This is a genomic window from Pseudomonas sp. Pse1 (assembly GCF_024519635.1).
In the GTDB taxonomy this organism is placed as follows: Bacteria; Pseudomonadota; Gammaproteobacteria; order Pseudomonadales; family Pseudomonadaceae; genus Aquipseudomonas.
Window position 1 is genome coordinate 25,275 of record NZ_JALJRO010000001.1, and the last position, 13,573, is coordinate 38,847.

Annotated in this window: 14 protein-coding genes; 6 read left to right on the forward strand and 8 right to left on the reverse strand. The window is 63.2% G+C overall.

The genetic code is table 11. The annotated features are described in order from the left end of the window. Positions 1–67 precede the first annotated feature (67 nt). The 3 genes from NR126_RS00110 to NR126_RS00120 are packed head-to-tail and all read left to right on the forward strand — an operon-like array spanning position 68 to position 2,210. Positions 68–796, forward strand: a complete 729-nt coding sequence (locus NR126_RS00110; RefSeq protein WP_027618263.1) for an amino acid ABC transporter permease — start codon at positions 68–70, stop codon at positions 794–796. 2 nt (positions 797–798) lie between these two features. Beyond that, positions 799–1,485, forward strand: coding sequence for an amino acid ABC transporter permease (locus NR126_RS00115; protein WP_027618264.1), 687 nt, complete (start codon positions 799–801; stop codon positions 1,483–1,485). Then, entirely contained in the window at positions 1,482–2,210 is a 729-nt protein-coding gene (locus NR126_RS00120) for an amino acid ABC transporter ATP-binding protein (protein ID WP_027618265.1), read from the forward strand. Before NR126_RS00115 ends, NR126_RS00120 begins: the two co-directional genes overlap by 4 nt. A 91-nt stretch (positions 2,211–2,301) precedes the next feature. On the opposite strand, the gene NR126_RS00125 is transcribed toward NR126_RS00120, so the two are convergent. Then, a complete protein-coding gene (locus NR126_RS00125; protein ID WP_256829389.1) occupies positions 2,302–3,693 on the reverse strand; it encodes an aldehyde dehydrogenase family protein in 1,392 nt (463 codons plus the stop codon). 100 nt (positions 3,694–3,793) lie between these two features. On the opposite strand from NR126_RS00125, the gene NR126_RS00130 reads away from it, so the two are divergent. Further along, positions 3,794–4,675: a LysR family transcriptional regulator gene (locus NR126_RS00130; RefSeq protein WP_105755440.1), complete on the forward strand. Its 882-nt coding sequence runs from the start codon at positions 3,794–3,796 to the stop codon at positions 4,673–4,675. On the opposite strand, the gene NR126_RS00135 is transcribed toward NR126_RS00130, so the two are convergent. Then, positions 4,669–6,003 (reverse strand): PLP-dependent aminotransferase family protein, encoded by a 1,335-nt coding sequence (locus tag NR126_RS00135; protein ID WP_256829390.1) that lies wholly within the window; start codon positions 6,001–6,003, stop codon positions 4,669–4,671. The two genes, NR126_RS00130 and NR126_RS00135, sit on opposite strands and share 7 nt — an antisense overlap. An 89-nt stretch (positions 6,004–6,092) precedes the next feature. Between NR126_RS00135 and NR126_RS00140 the strand changes: the two genes are divergently transcribed. Next, positions 6,093–6,707 carry a DJ-1/PfpI family protein gene (locus tag NR126_RS00140; protein WP_027618269.1) on the forward strand — a complete coding sequence of 205 codons (615 nt, stop codon included), beginning with the start codon at positions 6,093–6,095 and terminating at the stop codon, positions 6,705–6,707. Here NR126_RS00140 and NR126_RS00145 read toward each other — a convergent pair. From NR126_RS00145 to NR126_RS00165, 5 genes are all read right to left on the reverse strand, one after another. Next, a complete protein-coding gene (locus NR126_RS00145; RefSeq protein ID WP_256829391.1) occupies positions 6,673–7,137 on the reverse strand; it encodes a GNAT family N-acetyltransferase in 465 nt (154 codons plus the stop codon). The two genes, NR126_RS00140 and NR126_RS00145, sit on opposite strands and share 35 nt — an antisense overlap. Next, complete coding sequence (locus tag NR126_RS00150) at positions 7,134–7,670, reverse strand: cysteine hydrolase family protein (protein WP_105755443.1); 537 nt, start codon at positions 7,668–7,670, stop codon at positions 7,134–7,136. The genes NR126_RS00145 and NR126_RS00150 overlap by 4 nt, the downstream gene beginning before the upstream one ends. A gap of 261 nt (positions 7,671–7,931) precedes the next feature. Further along, on the reverse strand, positions 7,932–8,606 hold the full coding sequence (locus tag NR126_RS00155; RefSeq protein WP_105755444.1) for a DUF3313 domain-containing protein: 675 nt from the start codon (positions 8,604–8,606) through the stop codon (positions 7,932–7,934). Between the two features lie 55 nt (positions 8,607–8,661). Beyond that, entirely contained in the window at positions 8,662–9,939 is a 1,278-nt protein-coding gene (locus NR126_RS00160) for an OmpP1/FadL family transporter (RefSeq protein ID WP_256829392.1), read from the reverse strand. Positions 9,940–10,089: 150 nt separating this feature from the next. Then, positions 10,090–10,518, reverse strand: coding sequence for a hypothetical protein (locus NR126_RS00165; protein WP_027618274.1), 429 nt, complete (start codon positions 10,516–10,518; stop codon positions 10,090–10,092). Between the two features lie 326 nt (positions 10,519–10,844). On the opposite strand from NR126_RS00165, the gene NR126_RS00170 reads away from it, so the two are divergent. Beyond that, complete coding sequence (locus tag NR126_RS00170) at positions 10,845–13,073, forward strand: LTA synthase family protein (RefSeq protein ID WP_105755446.1); 2,229 nt, start codon at positions 10,845–10,847, stop codon at positions 13,071–13,073. Positions 13,074–13,122: 49 nt separating this feature from the next. Here NR126_RS00170 and NR126_RS00175 read toward each other — a convergent pair whose 3' ends face one another. Then, positions 13,123–13,569, reverse strand: a complete 447-nt coding sequence (locus NR126_RS00175; RefSeq protein ID WP_256829393.1) for an NUDIX hydrolase — start codon at positions 13,567–13,569, stop codon at positions 13,123–13,125. Positions 13,570–13,573: the final 4 nt, after the last annotated feature.

Below are 13,573 nucleotides of genomic sequence, written 5' to 3' on the forward strand. Positions count from 1 at the left end.
ACAGGGGACTGCGGCAGTTCTGGATCAGCACGCAAGCGTTCCGCTTTCTCGCAAAGGTTGGTGCTTCATGGATTACAACTGGAACTGGAACGTGTTCTGGGATTTTGCTCCCGGAGAATCGTCCTCATATCTGCATTGGCTGGTGACTGGCACCAGTTGGACCCTCGCGACCACGCTCGCGGCGTTCATCCTCGCGTTTGTCATCGGCGGTCTGGTTGGCACCCTGCGTACCAGCACGCTGCGGCCGCTGGTGTGGCTGGGCAACCTGTACACCGAGGTGTTCCGCAACATCCCATTGCTGGTGCAGATGTTCATCTGCTTCTTCGTCGTGCCCGAACTGTTGCCGGTATCGATGGGGGATTACCTCAAACAGGATTTGCCTTACCCGTCATTTTTCAGCGCGGTGGTGGCCCTGACCCTGTTTACCTCGGCCAAATTGTCCGAGCTGTTCAAGGCCGGCATCGAGTCGGTGGCGGCGGGGCAGCGGGGCGCGGCATTGGCCCTCGGGCTGCGGCCGGCACAAATGTACATGCAGGTGTTGTTGCCCCAGGCGTTGCGCGTGGTCTTTCCACCGCTGACCTCCGAGGCGTTGAACACCCTGAAGAACTCGTCGGTGGCCCTGACCATCGGCCTGATGGAATTGACCGCGCAGGCACGCAACGTCAGCGAATACTCGTTCAATACCTTTGAGGCGTTCACCGCCGCAACCGTGATCTACGTGGTCATCTCGTTGCTGGTGACCTTCGTCATGGGTCGCATTGAACGTTCCCTGACCCTGCGCGGCGCGACGAGGTAGTCATGTTTGATCTAGACCCAAGCGTCATTGTGCGGGCCATGCCGGCCCTGTGGAACGGCCTGAAATTCACCCTGACCCTCACCCTGGTGGCGATGTCGGTGGGCATCGTCGCCGGCACCGTGCTGGCGTTGATGCGCCTGTCGGCCAACCGGGTGCTACGCGGTTTTGCCCTGGGCTATGTGACGGTGATGCGCAGCATTCCGTTGGTGCTGGTGATTTTCTGGTTCTACTTCCTGATGCCGTTGCTGTTGCAAATGGCGTTCGGCACGGAACGGCCGGTGCAAATCGGCCCGGTGGTCACCGCCTTCGTCACCTTCTGCATGTTCGAGGCGGCGTATTACAGCGAGATCATTCGCGGCGGTATCCAGAGCATCAGCGGTGGCCAGCGGCAAGCGGCGGCAGCCCTCGGTTTGCGTCCGGCGCAATCGATGTTCTACGTGATCCTGCCCCAGGCCATGCGCCGCATGACCCCGTTGCTGCTGACCCAAACCATCATTCTGTTCCAGGACACCTCACTGGTGTACGTGCTGTCGATTGCCGACTTTACCGGCGCCGCCAGCAAGTTCGCCCAGCGTGACGGGCGCCTGGTGGAGCTGTACCTGTTCGTGGCCCTGGTCTACCTGGTGATCTGCTACCTGCTGTCCAACCTGACCAAGCGCCTGAAAAGAAATGTAGGGAGAACCGCATGATCCAGATGAAAAACCTGAGCAAATGGTATGGCAATTTTCAGGTCCTGAAGAACTGCACCACCGAGCTGTCGAAGGGTGAAGTGATGGTGGTCTGCGGGCCGTCCGGCTCGGGCAAGAGCACCTTGATCAAATGCGTCAACGGCCTGGAGCCGGTGCAGGAAGGCGAGATTTTCATCGAGAATCAGCCGGTCACCGGCAAGGGCGTCGACCTGCCCAAGCTACGGGCGCGGGTGGGGATGGTGTTCCAGCACTTCGAGCTGTTCCCGCACCTGAGCATCATCGACAACCTCAACCTGGCACAGATCAAGGTGCTTGGTCGGGATCGCGACACCGCGACGAAGAAGGGCATGGCGCTGTTGGAGCGGGTAGGGCTCAAGGCCCATGCGCACAAGTACCCGATCCAGTTGTCCGGCGGCCAGCAGCAACGGGTGGCCATTGCGCGAGCCCTGGCCATGGACCCGATTGCCATGCTGTTCGACGAACCGACTTCGGCGCTGGACCCGGAGATGGTCAACGAGGTGCTCGACGTCATGGTGCAACTGGCCCGGGAAGGCATGACCATGATGTGCGTGACCCACGAAATGGGCTTCGCCCGCAAAGTCGCGGACCGCATCGTGTTCATGGACGGCGGCGAGATCATCGAGGACGTCAAGTCCGAAGAATTCTTCGGCGCCCCGCGCTCGGACCGAGCGCGGAGTTTTCTGTCGAAGATCTTGCAGCATTGATGGGGTGTGGTGGGTCAGTCCGATACCTTGTGACTGATCCACCACCATCGCCGGCAAGCCGACTCCCACAGGGATTGCGTCGATTAGCCAATTACCGCCGATCCAACCACACCGTCTGTGCATTGCAGAATTCGCGGACACCGAAGTGTGAGAGCTCGCGACCGAAGCCGCTTTTCTTCACCCCGCCGAAGCTCACGCGCGGGTCGGAGGCGCTGTAGCCGTTGATGAACACGCCGCCGGTTTCCAGTTCGTCGGCAAATTGCTGCGCCAGTTCGGCATTGGCGGTGTACACCGTTGCGGTCAGGCCGAATTCGCTGTCGTTGGCCAATGCCAGGGCGTGGGCAGGGTCGCGGGCGGTGATGATCGAGGCCACCGGGCCGAACAGTTCCTGTTTGAACGAAGTCATCTGGTCGGTGACATCGCCCAGCACCGTCGGCTGGTAGTAGTTGCCAGGTCCCTCGACCTTGCCACCGCCGAGCAACAGCGTCGCGCCTTGCTCCAGGGTGTCACGCACCTGGCCATCCAGCTCGTCGCGCAGATCGGCACGGGCCATCGGCCCGAGGTAGGTCGCGGCCAGCGTTGGGTCGCCCATCACCAGCTTTTGCGTGTGCTCGACGAACTTGCGGGTGAATGCCTCGACCACCCCTTGCTCGACGATCAGACGCTTGGCCGCCGCGCACACTTGCCCGGTGTTCTGGTAACGGCCGATCACAGCGGCCTTGACCGCTTCGTCGAGGTCGGCGTCATTGAGCACGATAAACGGGTCGCTGCCGCCCAGTTCCAGCACGCACTTCTTCAGCGCCGCACCGGCCTGAGCGCCGATGGCGATGCCGGCGCGCACGCTGCCGGTCAGGGTCACGGCGGCGATCCGTGGGTCGGCAATCGCTGTCGACACACCTTGCGGGGTGACGTTGATCACTTCAAACACGCCGGGAGCAAAGTCGGCTTGCTGGAACAGATCGCGCAGCAGATAAGCGCTGCCCATCACGTTCGGCGCATGCTTGAGCACGTAGGTATTGCCGGCGAGCAAGGCCGGAACCGCACCGCGCAAGACCTGCCAGATTGGGAAGTTCCACGGCATCACCGCGAGGATCGGCCCCAGCGGCCGGTACTCGATACGCGCCTTGCCGCCTTCGACCAGGGTCGCTTCGGCATTCAACATGGCCGGCCCCTGGGCGGCGTACCACTCGCAGAGCTGGGCGCATTTCTCGATTTCGCCACGGGCCTGGGTGATCGGCTTGCCCATTTCCAGGGTGATCATTTCGGCCATGGCCGTCGCGTTGTCGCGCAAGGCACGAGCCAGGGCAAGCAGGGCGTCGGCACGTTGGGCCAACGGCTTGCGCCGCCACAGGGCGAAACCGCTGGCGGCGCGGGCCAGTGCAGCCTGCAACTGTTCGGCAGACTGGTAGGGGTACTGGCCGACCTGTTGGCCGTTGGCCGGATTGATCGAAATAGCGTGGGTGAGGCTGGATACGTCAGTCATGGCACCGTCCTGCGGGGTGGGGATGGACGCAGATTACGCTGGCGTATGTTTGCTGAAAACTGAATAATCCTGAGTCTATCGTTCACGTTTGGAGAATGAAGTGGATCTGGTTCAGTTGGAAATCTTCAAGGCCGTGGCCGAACACGGCAGCATCAGCGCCGCCGCCCAGCAGATCCACCGGGTTCCGTCGAACCTGACCACGCGCATCAAGCAACTGGAGCAGGACTTGGGCGTCGATCTGTTCATCCGCGAGAAAAGCCGCTTGCGCCTGTCGCCGGCGGGCTGGAGTTTTCTCGACTATGCCCGACGTATTCTCGACCTGGTGCAGGAAGCCCGGGCCACGGTGGCCGGCGAAGAACCCCAGGGTGCGTTTTCCCTTGGCTCGCTGGAAAGCACCGCGGCGGTGCGCATCCCCGGACTGCTGGCGGCCTATAACCAGCAGTACGCCAAGGTCGAGCTGGACCTGTCCACCGGGCCCTCCGGAACCATGATCGACGGCGTGCTCTCCGGGCGGCTGGTGGCGGCCTTTGTCGACGGTCCGGTGTTGCACCCGGCGCTGGAAGGGGTGCCGGCGTTCGAGGAAGAAATGGTCCTGATCGCGCCGCTCAACCACGCGCCGATCCAGCGCGCCCGGGACGTCAATGGCGAGAGTATCTATGCCTTTCGCGCCAACTGCTCGTACCGTCATCACTTCGAAAGCTGGTTCAGCAAGGACGCCGCAGTGCCGGGGCGGATCCATGAAATGGAGTCCTATCACGGCATGCTCGCCTGCGTCAGTGCCGGCGCCGGGCTGGCGCTGATGCCGCGCAGCATGCTCGAGAGCATGCCCGGTTGCAGCACCGTGAGTATCTGGCCGCTGAGCGAAGCGTTCCGCTATTTGCGCACCTGGCTGGTGTGGCGCCGGGGCACGGTGTCGCAAAGCCTGACGATGTTTGTGCGCTTGCTCGAAGAGCGTGGCGTGGTGCAGTCGGAGCCTCAATAACTGTGCGCTTCGACCACCCGCCGCACCGTTTGCAACGCGAGTTCCAGGCTGTCCAGCGCTAGCGAGCCGAGGGCCAGGCGGATCGCGTGGGGCATGGCGGTTGAGGTAGCGAAAGGTTCGGCGGTCGACACCGAGACCTTTTCCGCCATCAGCGCCATCGCCACCTGATCGGCGCGCACTTCCTCGCCCAACGTCAGCCAGAGGAAATACGACTGCGGGTGGCCGATGCACGCCAGACCGTGGAGGATCCGCCGGGCCATGGCCTGGCGCTGCGCGGCATCCTCGCGTTTTTGCTGCTCCAGGCGCATGACCGTGCCGTCGTCCAGCCATTGGCAGGCAATCGAGGTCATGACACCGGGGGTGTTCCACACGGTGGCGCGGATGCTGCGTTCCAGGGCGGGTATCCACGCGGGGGGCGCGGCGACAAAGCCGACCCGCAGCCCGGTGGCGACACTCTTCGACAACCCCGACACGTAGACGCAACGCTCAGGCGCCAACGCGGCCAAGGGCGCTGGCGGCTGGTCGGCGAGAAAGGCGTAGGCCGCGTCCTCAATGATCAGCAAGTCATGTTCGCGGGCAATCCGCACCAGGCGTTCGCGCCACTCCAGGCTGGCGACCCAGCCCAACGGGTTGTGCAGGGTCGGCATGCAGTAGACCGCACGCACCTTGCGTTGCCGGCACAGGCGCGCCAGGGCCAGCAGGTCGGGCTCACCGTTGGCGGCGGGAATCGGTGCCAGCTCCAGGCGCTGGGCCTCGGCCAGCACCTTGAACCCGGGGTAGGTGAGGGCGTCGGTGGCGATCAGGTCCCCCGATCGCAGCAGGCCCATCAGGGTCACCGCCAGCCCGTGCTGGGCGCCGCTGACCAGCAGCACCTGCGACTCGTCGACCGTCAGCCCTCGGCACGCCAGATGCCGGGCGACGGCGGTGCGCTCATGGGGCCGTCCGCCATGGGGCTGGTAGCGCAGCAAGGCTTCCAGATCGCCGGAGGTCGCCAGTTGGCGCAAGGCACCGCGCAGCAATTCGGCCTGGCCGGGCAGCGCCGGGTAATTGAAATTCAGGTCCAGCAGGCCAGAAGCCACGGCGTGCTGGTCGACACCGAGGCCGGCGGGCAGGGCGGTCTCGCGGACGAAGGTGCCGCGCCCGGTTTCGCCGCTGACCAGGCCCATGCTTTCCAGTTCGGCGTAGACCCGGGTGGCGGTGGCCAGCGCCAGGCCATGTCGGCCGGCCAGCTCGCGGTGGGTCGGCAGGCGGGTGCCGGGGGACAAACGGCCGCTGCGAATGTCCGCAGCGAAGGCGTCCACCAGCGACTTGTAGCGAGAGCGGGGCATGGGCTTGTATCCAGTACAATTTTTTGATTGTCCTGATTATTCGCCTTAGCCTGAGTCTTCACAACTGCCCCATAAAGGAAGAGCTGGCCATGCACATCGCTATCGTCACCTTTGAAGGTTTCAACGAACTCGATTCCCTGATTGCCCTCGGCGTGCTGAACCGGATCAAGACTCCCGGCTGGCGGGTATCGATCGCCAGTCCGACGCTGCGGGTGCGCTCGATGAACGGGCTGTTGATCGAGTCCCAATCGACCTTGCAGCAAGCCAGTGCCGCCGATGCGGTGATCATCGGCAGCGGCGCGCTGACCCGCGAAGCCGTGGCCGACTCGGCGTTGATGGCGCAGTTGCAACTCGACCCCGAACGCCAGTTGCTGGCGGCCCAGTGTTCCGGGGCCCTGGTGCTGGCCAGACTCGGCCTGCTGCACAACGTGCCGGCCTGCACCGACCTGACCACCAAACCCTGGGTCCAGGCGGCGGGTGTCGAGGTGCTGAACCAGGCGTTTTTCGCCCGAGGCAATGTCGCCACCGCCGGCGGCTGCCTGGCCTCGACTTACCTGGCGGCGTGGATCATTGCCCGTCTGCAGGGCGAGGAAGCGGCGCGCAACGCCGTGCACTACGTCGCACCGGTGGGCGAGAAGGAGCACTACGTCGAGCGCGCCATGGCCAATATCACGCCGTACGTGCAGGCAGGTGCTTTTGCATGATGATCGTGCGTTCGGCGCCGTGAAGCTGCTCGCCCCGCACCTCGTAACCAAGCCTGCGGTAAAAGCCCTCGGCGGTCAGCGAAGAGGGCACGCGCAGGGTGTCGATGCCGGCGAGGGTGGCGGCTTGATGAATCGCCGCCATCAATTTCCGCCCAACGCCGCTGCCCTGATGCCGAGGGTCGACGAACACACTGCGTACCACATCGCGGTCGAGGCTGGCGGTGGCGATCACCTGCTGATCGTTGGTCGCCACAAAAACCTGACGCTGCTCGAGCAAGCCGAGGATCGCCGCCGGCGAGAAGTTCGCGGCGACCTGCTCGATGATCTCCGGCGAGTAATCAGCGGCGTTGGACTCACGCAATGCGGCCAACACCACCTGGCTGATGGCGCTGGCATCGGCGGCGCCGGCCAGGCGAATCAGCAGGCTCATGGCTGTTCTCCTCGAGGGAATTGCCAGTCGGCGCTTTGCACCAGTCGGCAGAACGGCCCGGCCAGGGTTGCATTGTGATGGGCGATGATCGCCTCGGCGCTGAGTGTCGCGGTGTCGCTGCAACCATGGGCGTCTTCCACCAGCAGCGCGTCGAAGCCCAGGTCGCGGGCGGCGCGGCAGGTGCTGTCGACGCAGTATTGGGTCTTCATGCCGGCGATCAGCAGCGTCGATACGCCGAGCTCACGCAGGCGCTGGGCGAAGTCAGTGCGGGCAAAGGCGCTGGGGCGGTTTTTTTCAAAGATGATTTCATCGCCCTGCAACGCCAATTCCGGAATCAAACAGGTCAACGGGCTGCCGGGCTCGATCGGTGAGCCGGGCGGGCCGACATGCCTTGCGAGAAACACCGGCGCTCCGGCCTGGTGGGCCTTGTCCAGCATTAGATTGATATTGGCCAGCAGGCCTTCGCCGCGCCAGGGCGCGTCCGAGCCGTGGAACAGGCCGACTTGCATGTCGAGGATCAAGAGTGCGTGCATGGTGCATTTCCTTGCAGTGAAGCCAGCGACAGCAGGGCAATAAAAAGGCCCCGTCCATTGCTGGCGGGGCCTTTGAAGTGACTGTGCCGGCTGGCTCACAGCACCTCTCACGACCCGCCGGGGGCGGTCGTGGTAAAGGTGGTCGAGGTCACGCGGGCTTGATTCATGGGTTTGACAGTAGCGTCTGGCTGGTGCGAAGGCAAGCGCGGCAGTGTCGAAATGCCAGCACCCCGCAAGAGGGGGCTGGCAACTGCGTGAGGCTTAGCGGATAAACGTCTGCAAGTCGCTGTTGAGCTTGGCGATCGCCGCCTTGAAGTCGTTGGCGGTGATTTTCTGGCTGGAGTTCTCCAGGGTTTTGCCGAACAGTTTGCGCACGACCCGAACCACGGTCTGGTTGGTCCGCGCATCCACCAGTTCAGCCTCGATGAACAGCGTGGTGTCCTGGTCGCGGTGACCGGTTGCAGCGCTGGTCGCGCCCACTACGGCGGCAATGGGGACCACTTCGTACCACTTCATGCCTTCGTTGGCGGCGCTGACGCCGGTAATTGCCGCACGCAGGTTGAGGACCTTGGCGCCGGCGGGTGCCGACTGGGCGTTAGGGACGATGCGGTACTTGGTGCCCAGCGTGGCCTTGGCCCCGTTGAACATGTAGTTCTGCAGTTCCGTCAGGGTCTGGCGGTTGACGCGCTCATCGGGCTTGGGGGCCGGGTAGAAGTCCAGCTTGTTGAAAGCCACGGTGTCATAGGCATTGGGGTTCCACGACGGGCTGACCCAGCGCAGGGCTTTGTCACCGCTAGGGGTCGTCACTTCCTCCATGTTGTTGTAGTTGGACAGGAATCCGGAGTACTGGTCCTTCTCGGTAATTTTCGAGGTGCAACCACCCAGCAGCAGGCTGGTCAGTGCGGCGCCGAAGATCAGTTTGCGTGACAAGCTCATAGCATTTGACTCCATGTTTTTAATTGCCTTTGTTCAGGTGTAAGGGGTGGAAGCGTCAGAAACGCCAGGTCATGTTGCCGGTCACGGCTTGAATCCAGGTGTTGTCGAACTGTCCTGAAATTCGATCGCCGGACAGGGATTTACTCTGATCCACCGGCATGTCGCCGAGCCAGACCATGGCCCAGCTGAGGTTGATGTCGGTGTCCTTGTCCAATGCGTAGGTGGCACCGGTGGCCAGGCGCCAGGACTCGGCCATGGGCACCACCACCGAACGATGGCTGTCGGAAACGGCGCTGCTGTCATAGGCCACGCCGACATTCCACAGCCACTGTTCAGTGGCCTGGTATTGTGCGCCCAGTGCCAGTTGGTAGGTGTCCTTGTACTTGGCATCCACGGTGGTCGAACGTGCACCGGCAACGGCGGTGTCGACGTCGATGCCGACTTCGCCGAATTCCGACCAGTCCTGCCAATTCACCGAAGCGAGCAATGCCCACTGCTGGTCGAGTTGCTGGAACAGACTGAGGGTGACGGTCTGCGGCACCTGCATCGACAGCTGGGTGTCGGTGCCATCGAGGCGATCGAGCACCGCGCCATTGCCCTTGACGTCGAGGTTGTCCTTGAAGTCGAGGTCGACCTGGCTGGTATAGGCCAGGCCGATGCGCGTACCGGGTTGCGGGGCGTAGATCACCCCGACGTTGGCGCCATAGCCCCAATCGCTGTCCTTGTATTTGTACTGACCGTCACCGCGATCGAGCAGACCCAGCGGCGATCGGTCGATCGCGGTCTGGGCCTGGAGCATGCCGTACATGGCCTTGACGCCGACGCCCACCGACCACTGATCGTCGAAGCGGTAGGCGATGCTGGGCACCAGGGACAGCCCGGCAATGCTGGAATTCTGCGCGAAGTAGCGCCCCGACCAGTCGTTGTCGTAGTTGACCGCCAGGCCGAAGTCACCGTAGGAGCCGAAGCCGACACTCCAGTTGTCGTCGAGTTGATGGCTGATAAAAAAGCTCGCGCCAGGGATCGGATCGAGGGCGTTGCCGCTGTTGCTGCCCGAGACGTTGGTGTTGCCGTCGCGGCTGAAACTGATGTCGCCATACAGCACCTGCAGGCCGCCGGTGATCTGCGTGCCCGACAGGTAACTCATGCCGGCGGGGTTGCTGGCGATGGTCGAAGGGCCCTGGGCGCGAGCGGCGGCGCCGGCATTGGCGAGGCCGGCGTTATCGGTGCCGATTTCGTAGAGCATGATGCCGCCGGCATGGGCCTGCTGGGCAACCGCCAGCGACAACAGGGTCAAGCTCACCAACGAGACGCGCGGACGGCCGAAAAGCATGAAGACTCCTTCCCCTTGGGTTTCACGACGCTGCTGATTCGAAATAGCGCTACTGGAGGTTTAGCGTAGGTAGCTATATCGAATTATCCAGTAATGTAATGATTTTTCGTGACCGAACCTTGTCAGCCGTCAACGGCTTTGCCGGTGGAATCAGCGGTACTGGATCACGATCGCCTTGAGCTTGCGCCCGTCGATCTGCTGCGCATCCCGTGCCCACAGCGGGCCGTTGACGTAGATGCCGACCGGCTGGATGCGGTCATACACCACCACCGCTGCGTCTCCGCCAATCTTCGCCGCTTCTTCGCGCAGTTTCTGTTCGACATCGGTAATCGGTGGGGCCGGGTCGACGCTGGCGTCGATCAGCACCTCGCCCAGACGAATGTGCGGGCGCAGCGGTTCACTGCGCAGGACCTGGACATTCGCTGCCAGGGTCGGTGCCGGATGGGGCACGCCGACGTAGGCGGTGGTTTGCGCATCGATGCTGCTACAGGCGCTCAACGCCAGCAGCGTGGCACCCAGTGCCGTGGCACAGAGCGAAGCTTTGACGCGGGTGATCAACGGCAGCGCTGGGGTCGACATGCTGGAGTCCCTCTGAGGGTTGAGAGTGATCGACTGCATTGCTGACGTTAGCAGAGCTTGGGATTTTTTCAGCTCGGGCGGGCGACTGCGTGCGAAGGATGGGGTGTGGGCGTCATTAAACAGCCTGAAACAACTTGCCGAGTGCTTGGGGAAGGGCTTTACAGAGTTTTCTTACAGCGCTCTAACCCAAGCTTTACGGACAATTAGCCGGCTTATCGGCGCTCGTGCCATGAGGATCGACCGCTTCGATCGCGACAGGCCTGGAGTTTAAGAGGGTCTTTGTGTGTATCCCTTGGTAACATCGAGCACATCTATATGAAGATTTAATGTCTGGAAGCCTTTTTGTGAAGATTATTCGTCACTGGTTGCAGCGACCACGTGCGCGCCTCGCTGCCCTGATCGGCCTGGTGTTGGTGGTTCCGCTGTGCTTGCGCGCGGCCCTGGGTTGGTCGGACCCGATGGGCTATCTCTCGGACCTGGGGATTGGCAGTTTGCTGGTGGTCTTGCTGCATCGCCGGCCGCTATGGCTGAGTGTGCCGCTGTTACTGGTCTGGGGCCTGTTCAACATTGCCACCGCTGAACTGGTCAGCGCCGTTGGCCGCCTGCCGAATGCCGCCGACCTCAATTACCTGGTCGATCCGCAATTCCTCGAAAAATCCACCAGTGGCAGTTTTGCCCAGCCATGGCTGGCGGCATCGCTGGTGCTGGCGCTGCTCCTGTGGCTGGCGACCCAATGGCTGGGCCGCGCCCAGCCGCAGCCGCGTCTGCCGCGCAGTGCCTGGGCCGCCCCCGTGCTGCTGTTGACCGCCCACTGGGGCGCGCAGTACCTGCACCCGAGCGAAGCCGATCAATGGCGCCAGTTCAACTTGCCGCACCAACTGCTGGCCGCTGCCGTCGGCGATCTGCAGATGCGTGGCGAAGAATGGCTGGAAGGCGACCAGGTAGAGGTGCCGCCACAAATGGCCGGCCTGACCCAGCTCGACCTCGACGGCGAAAAACTCCTGGCCGCCCCAGGGCGCGCGCGCAATGTGCTGATCATCACCCTGGAGGGGATCCCCGGGGCTTATGTCGGAGTCAATCGCGAGGCGCTGAACAGCCGTTATCAGGAAAACCTCATGCCTAACCTCAGCCGTTGGGCCGAGCGCGGCATGAACACCCCGGACTATGTGCTGCACAGCCACCAGACCATTCGTGGCCTGTACGCGATGCTCTGCGGTGACTACGACAAGCTCGACAATGGCACGCCCAAGGGTGTCGAGATGCTGACCCAGACCGAACGCAACCAGGCCTGCCTGCCGGCGCAGTTGCACAAGAACGGTTTCGCCACCCATTACCTGCAGGGCGCCGGCCTGCGCTTCATGGCCAAAGACAAGATCATGCCGCACATCGGCTTCGACGCCACCCATGGCCTGGAGTGGTTCAGCAACAGCAACTACCTGGAATTCCCCTGGGGCAAGGACGACAAGGCGTTCTTCGAGGGCGCGCTGGACTATGTCAGTGGTCTGAAGAAACAGCAGCAGCCGTGGATGTTGACGCTGCTGACCGTTGGCACGCACCAGCCGTACTCGGCGCCGGAAGACTACCTGCAGCGCTACGACACCGCGAAGCAGGCCGCGGTCAGTTACCTCGACGATGCCCTTGGCGCCTTTCTCGATGGCCTGGAGCGCCAAGGCGTGCTCAAGGACACCCTGGTGGTCATCACCTCCGACGAATCCCATGGCATTGACGGCGTGCGCCTGGCCTCGTCCTGGGGCTTCAACCTGACCCTGGCGCCGGAGCAGGCAGAGTTGCCCAAGGTCAAGCACGGGGTCTACGGCCATGTCGACCTGAGCGCCTCGATCCTCGACTACTTCGCCTTGCCGGTGCCGTCCGCCCTCAGTGGCCGCTCGCTGTTTCGCGACTACACCACCGGCCGCGAAATCATGTCGTACACCAACGGCAAGCTGCGCTACCACGACGGCCAGGGCACCCTCACCGAATGCGACTTCCAGCAGCGTTGCCGCTACTACAACAGCGAGGGTTTCATTGCCGAACGCGCCAGTTTCATCGGCCAGTACGGCGGCCTGCGCGCACGGCAGATCACCGCCCGGGCCACGGCCCTGGACCGAACCCTGCTGCGCACCCCGTTGAACCAGCATTATCAGTTCGGCAGCTCGGCGATCATCCCGTTGCAGGCGCAAGTCAAGGATGACTGGGCCGACAACCTGATCGGCGCTCAGTACCTGGAAATGCCCAAGGGCTCCCATACCCGGGTGCGCCTGACGGTGCGCGCGGTCGACCCGCAGGAAACCGCCTACATCCTGCTCAAGGCCAAGGAAATGGAGCAGGACGTGCCGCTGGGCCTGCCGGAAGAAATGGTCGTGACCAGCGACCAGCCGCTGCAGATGGACTTCAGCTTCGACAACCCCGAATCGCGCAAGGCGTTCTCCTTCCACTTGCTCGGTTATGGCCTGGGCGCCATCGAAGTCAGTGACTTCACGGTGATCACCGAGGACCCCAGCCAGCCGGAAGTGCTGGACGACTTGCCGGACGAGGGCATTGTGCATTCGAGTTGAGGCAGCAGGCGCTGGCGGTGTTGTTCACCGCCAGCAGCGTCGACCGATATCAGTCCAGCAACCCGGCACTCTGCAAGAGTGACTGCAACCCTTGCGGCACCAGCGGCGATTCGTCGGTAAAGCTTGAACTGCCCTGCCAGGTAGCCCGGAACGGTGCGCCGTTGCTTTCGTGGCCGTCGAGGTGCGGCTGTTCATAGCGGCTGGGGTCGGTGAATTGGCCATCGTAGACCCTGACAATTTCGTGGCCGGGTTTGTCGTTGTAGACGAACAGGCTCTCGAGGGTGCCCAGCAGGCGCAGGTGGTCGATGGGCAGGTCCAGTTCCTCGTGGATCTCGCGGACGATGGCCTGGGCGCTGGTCTCGCCAAACTCGATCCCGCCACCCAGCGGCCGGTACATGCAGCGCCCGGTGACCGGGTCGTCAAAGCGGTTGACCAGGATCCTGCCCTGGTAATGGAACACACACAGCGCGAGCGCGCGGATGCGGGGAGGGGTCATGGGT

Bases quoted from the DNA above. Each gene is read 5' to 3' on its own strand.
- NR126_RS00175 (WP_256829393.1), bottom strand. From the start codon at position 13,569: ATGACCCCTCCCCGCATCCGCGCGCTCGCGCTGTGTGTGTTCCATTAC.
- NR126_RS00135 (WP_256829390.1), bottom strand. From the start codon at position 6,003: ATGCCCCGCTCTCGCTACAAGTCGCTGGTGGACGCCTTCGCTGCGGAC.
- NR126_RS00165 (WP_027618274.1), bottom strand. From the start codon at position 10,518: ATGTCGACCCCAGCGCTGCCGTTGATCACCCGCGTCAAAGCTTCGCTC.
- NR126_RS00170 (WP_105755446.1), top strand. From the start codon at position 10,845: ATGTCTGGAAGCCTTTTTGTGAAGATTATTCGTCACTGGTTGCAGCGA.
- NR126_RS00120 (WP_027618265.1), top strand. From the start codon at position 1,482: ATGATCCAGATGAAAAACCTGAGCAAATGGTATGGCAATTTTCAGGTC.
- NR126_RS00145 (WP_256829391.1), bottom strand. From the start codon at position 7,137: ATGAGCCTGCTGATTCGCCTGGCCGGCGCCGCCGATGCCAGCGCCATC.
- NR126_RS00115 (WP_027618264.1), top strand. From the start codon at position 799: ATGTTTGATCTAGACCCAAGCGTCATTGTGCGGGCCATGCCGGCCCTG.
- NR126_RS00140 (WP_027618269.1), top strand. From the start codon at position 6,093: ATGCACATCGCTATCGTCACCTTTGAAGGTTTCAACGAACTCGATTCC.
- NR126_RS00160 (WP_256829392.1), bottom strand. From the start codon at position 9,939: ATGCTTTTCGGCCGTCCGCGCGTCTCGTTGGTGAGCTTGACCCTGTTG.
- NR126_RS00155 (WP_105755444.1), bottom strand. From the start codon at position 8,606: ATGAGCTTGTCACGCAAACTGATCTTCGGCGCCGCACTGACCAGCCTG.
- NR126_RS00125 (WP_256829389.1), bottom strand. From the start codon at position 3,693: ATGACTGACGTATCCAGCCTCACCCACGCTATTTCGATCAATCCGGCC.
- NR126_RS00110 (WP_027618263.1), top strand. From the start codon at position 68: ATGGATTACAACTGGAACTGGAACGTGTTCTGGGATTTTGCTCCCGGA.
- NR126_RS00150 (WP_105755443.1), bottom strand. From the start codon at position 7,670: ATGCACGCACTCTTGATCCTCGACATGCAAGTCGGCCTGTTCCACGGC.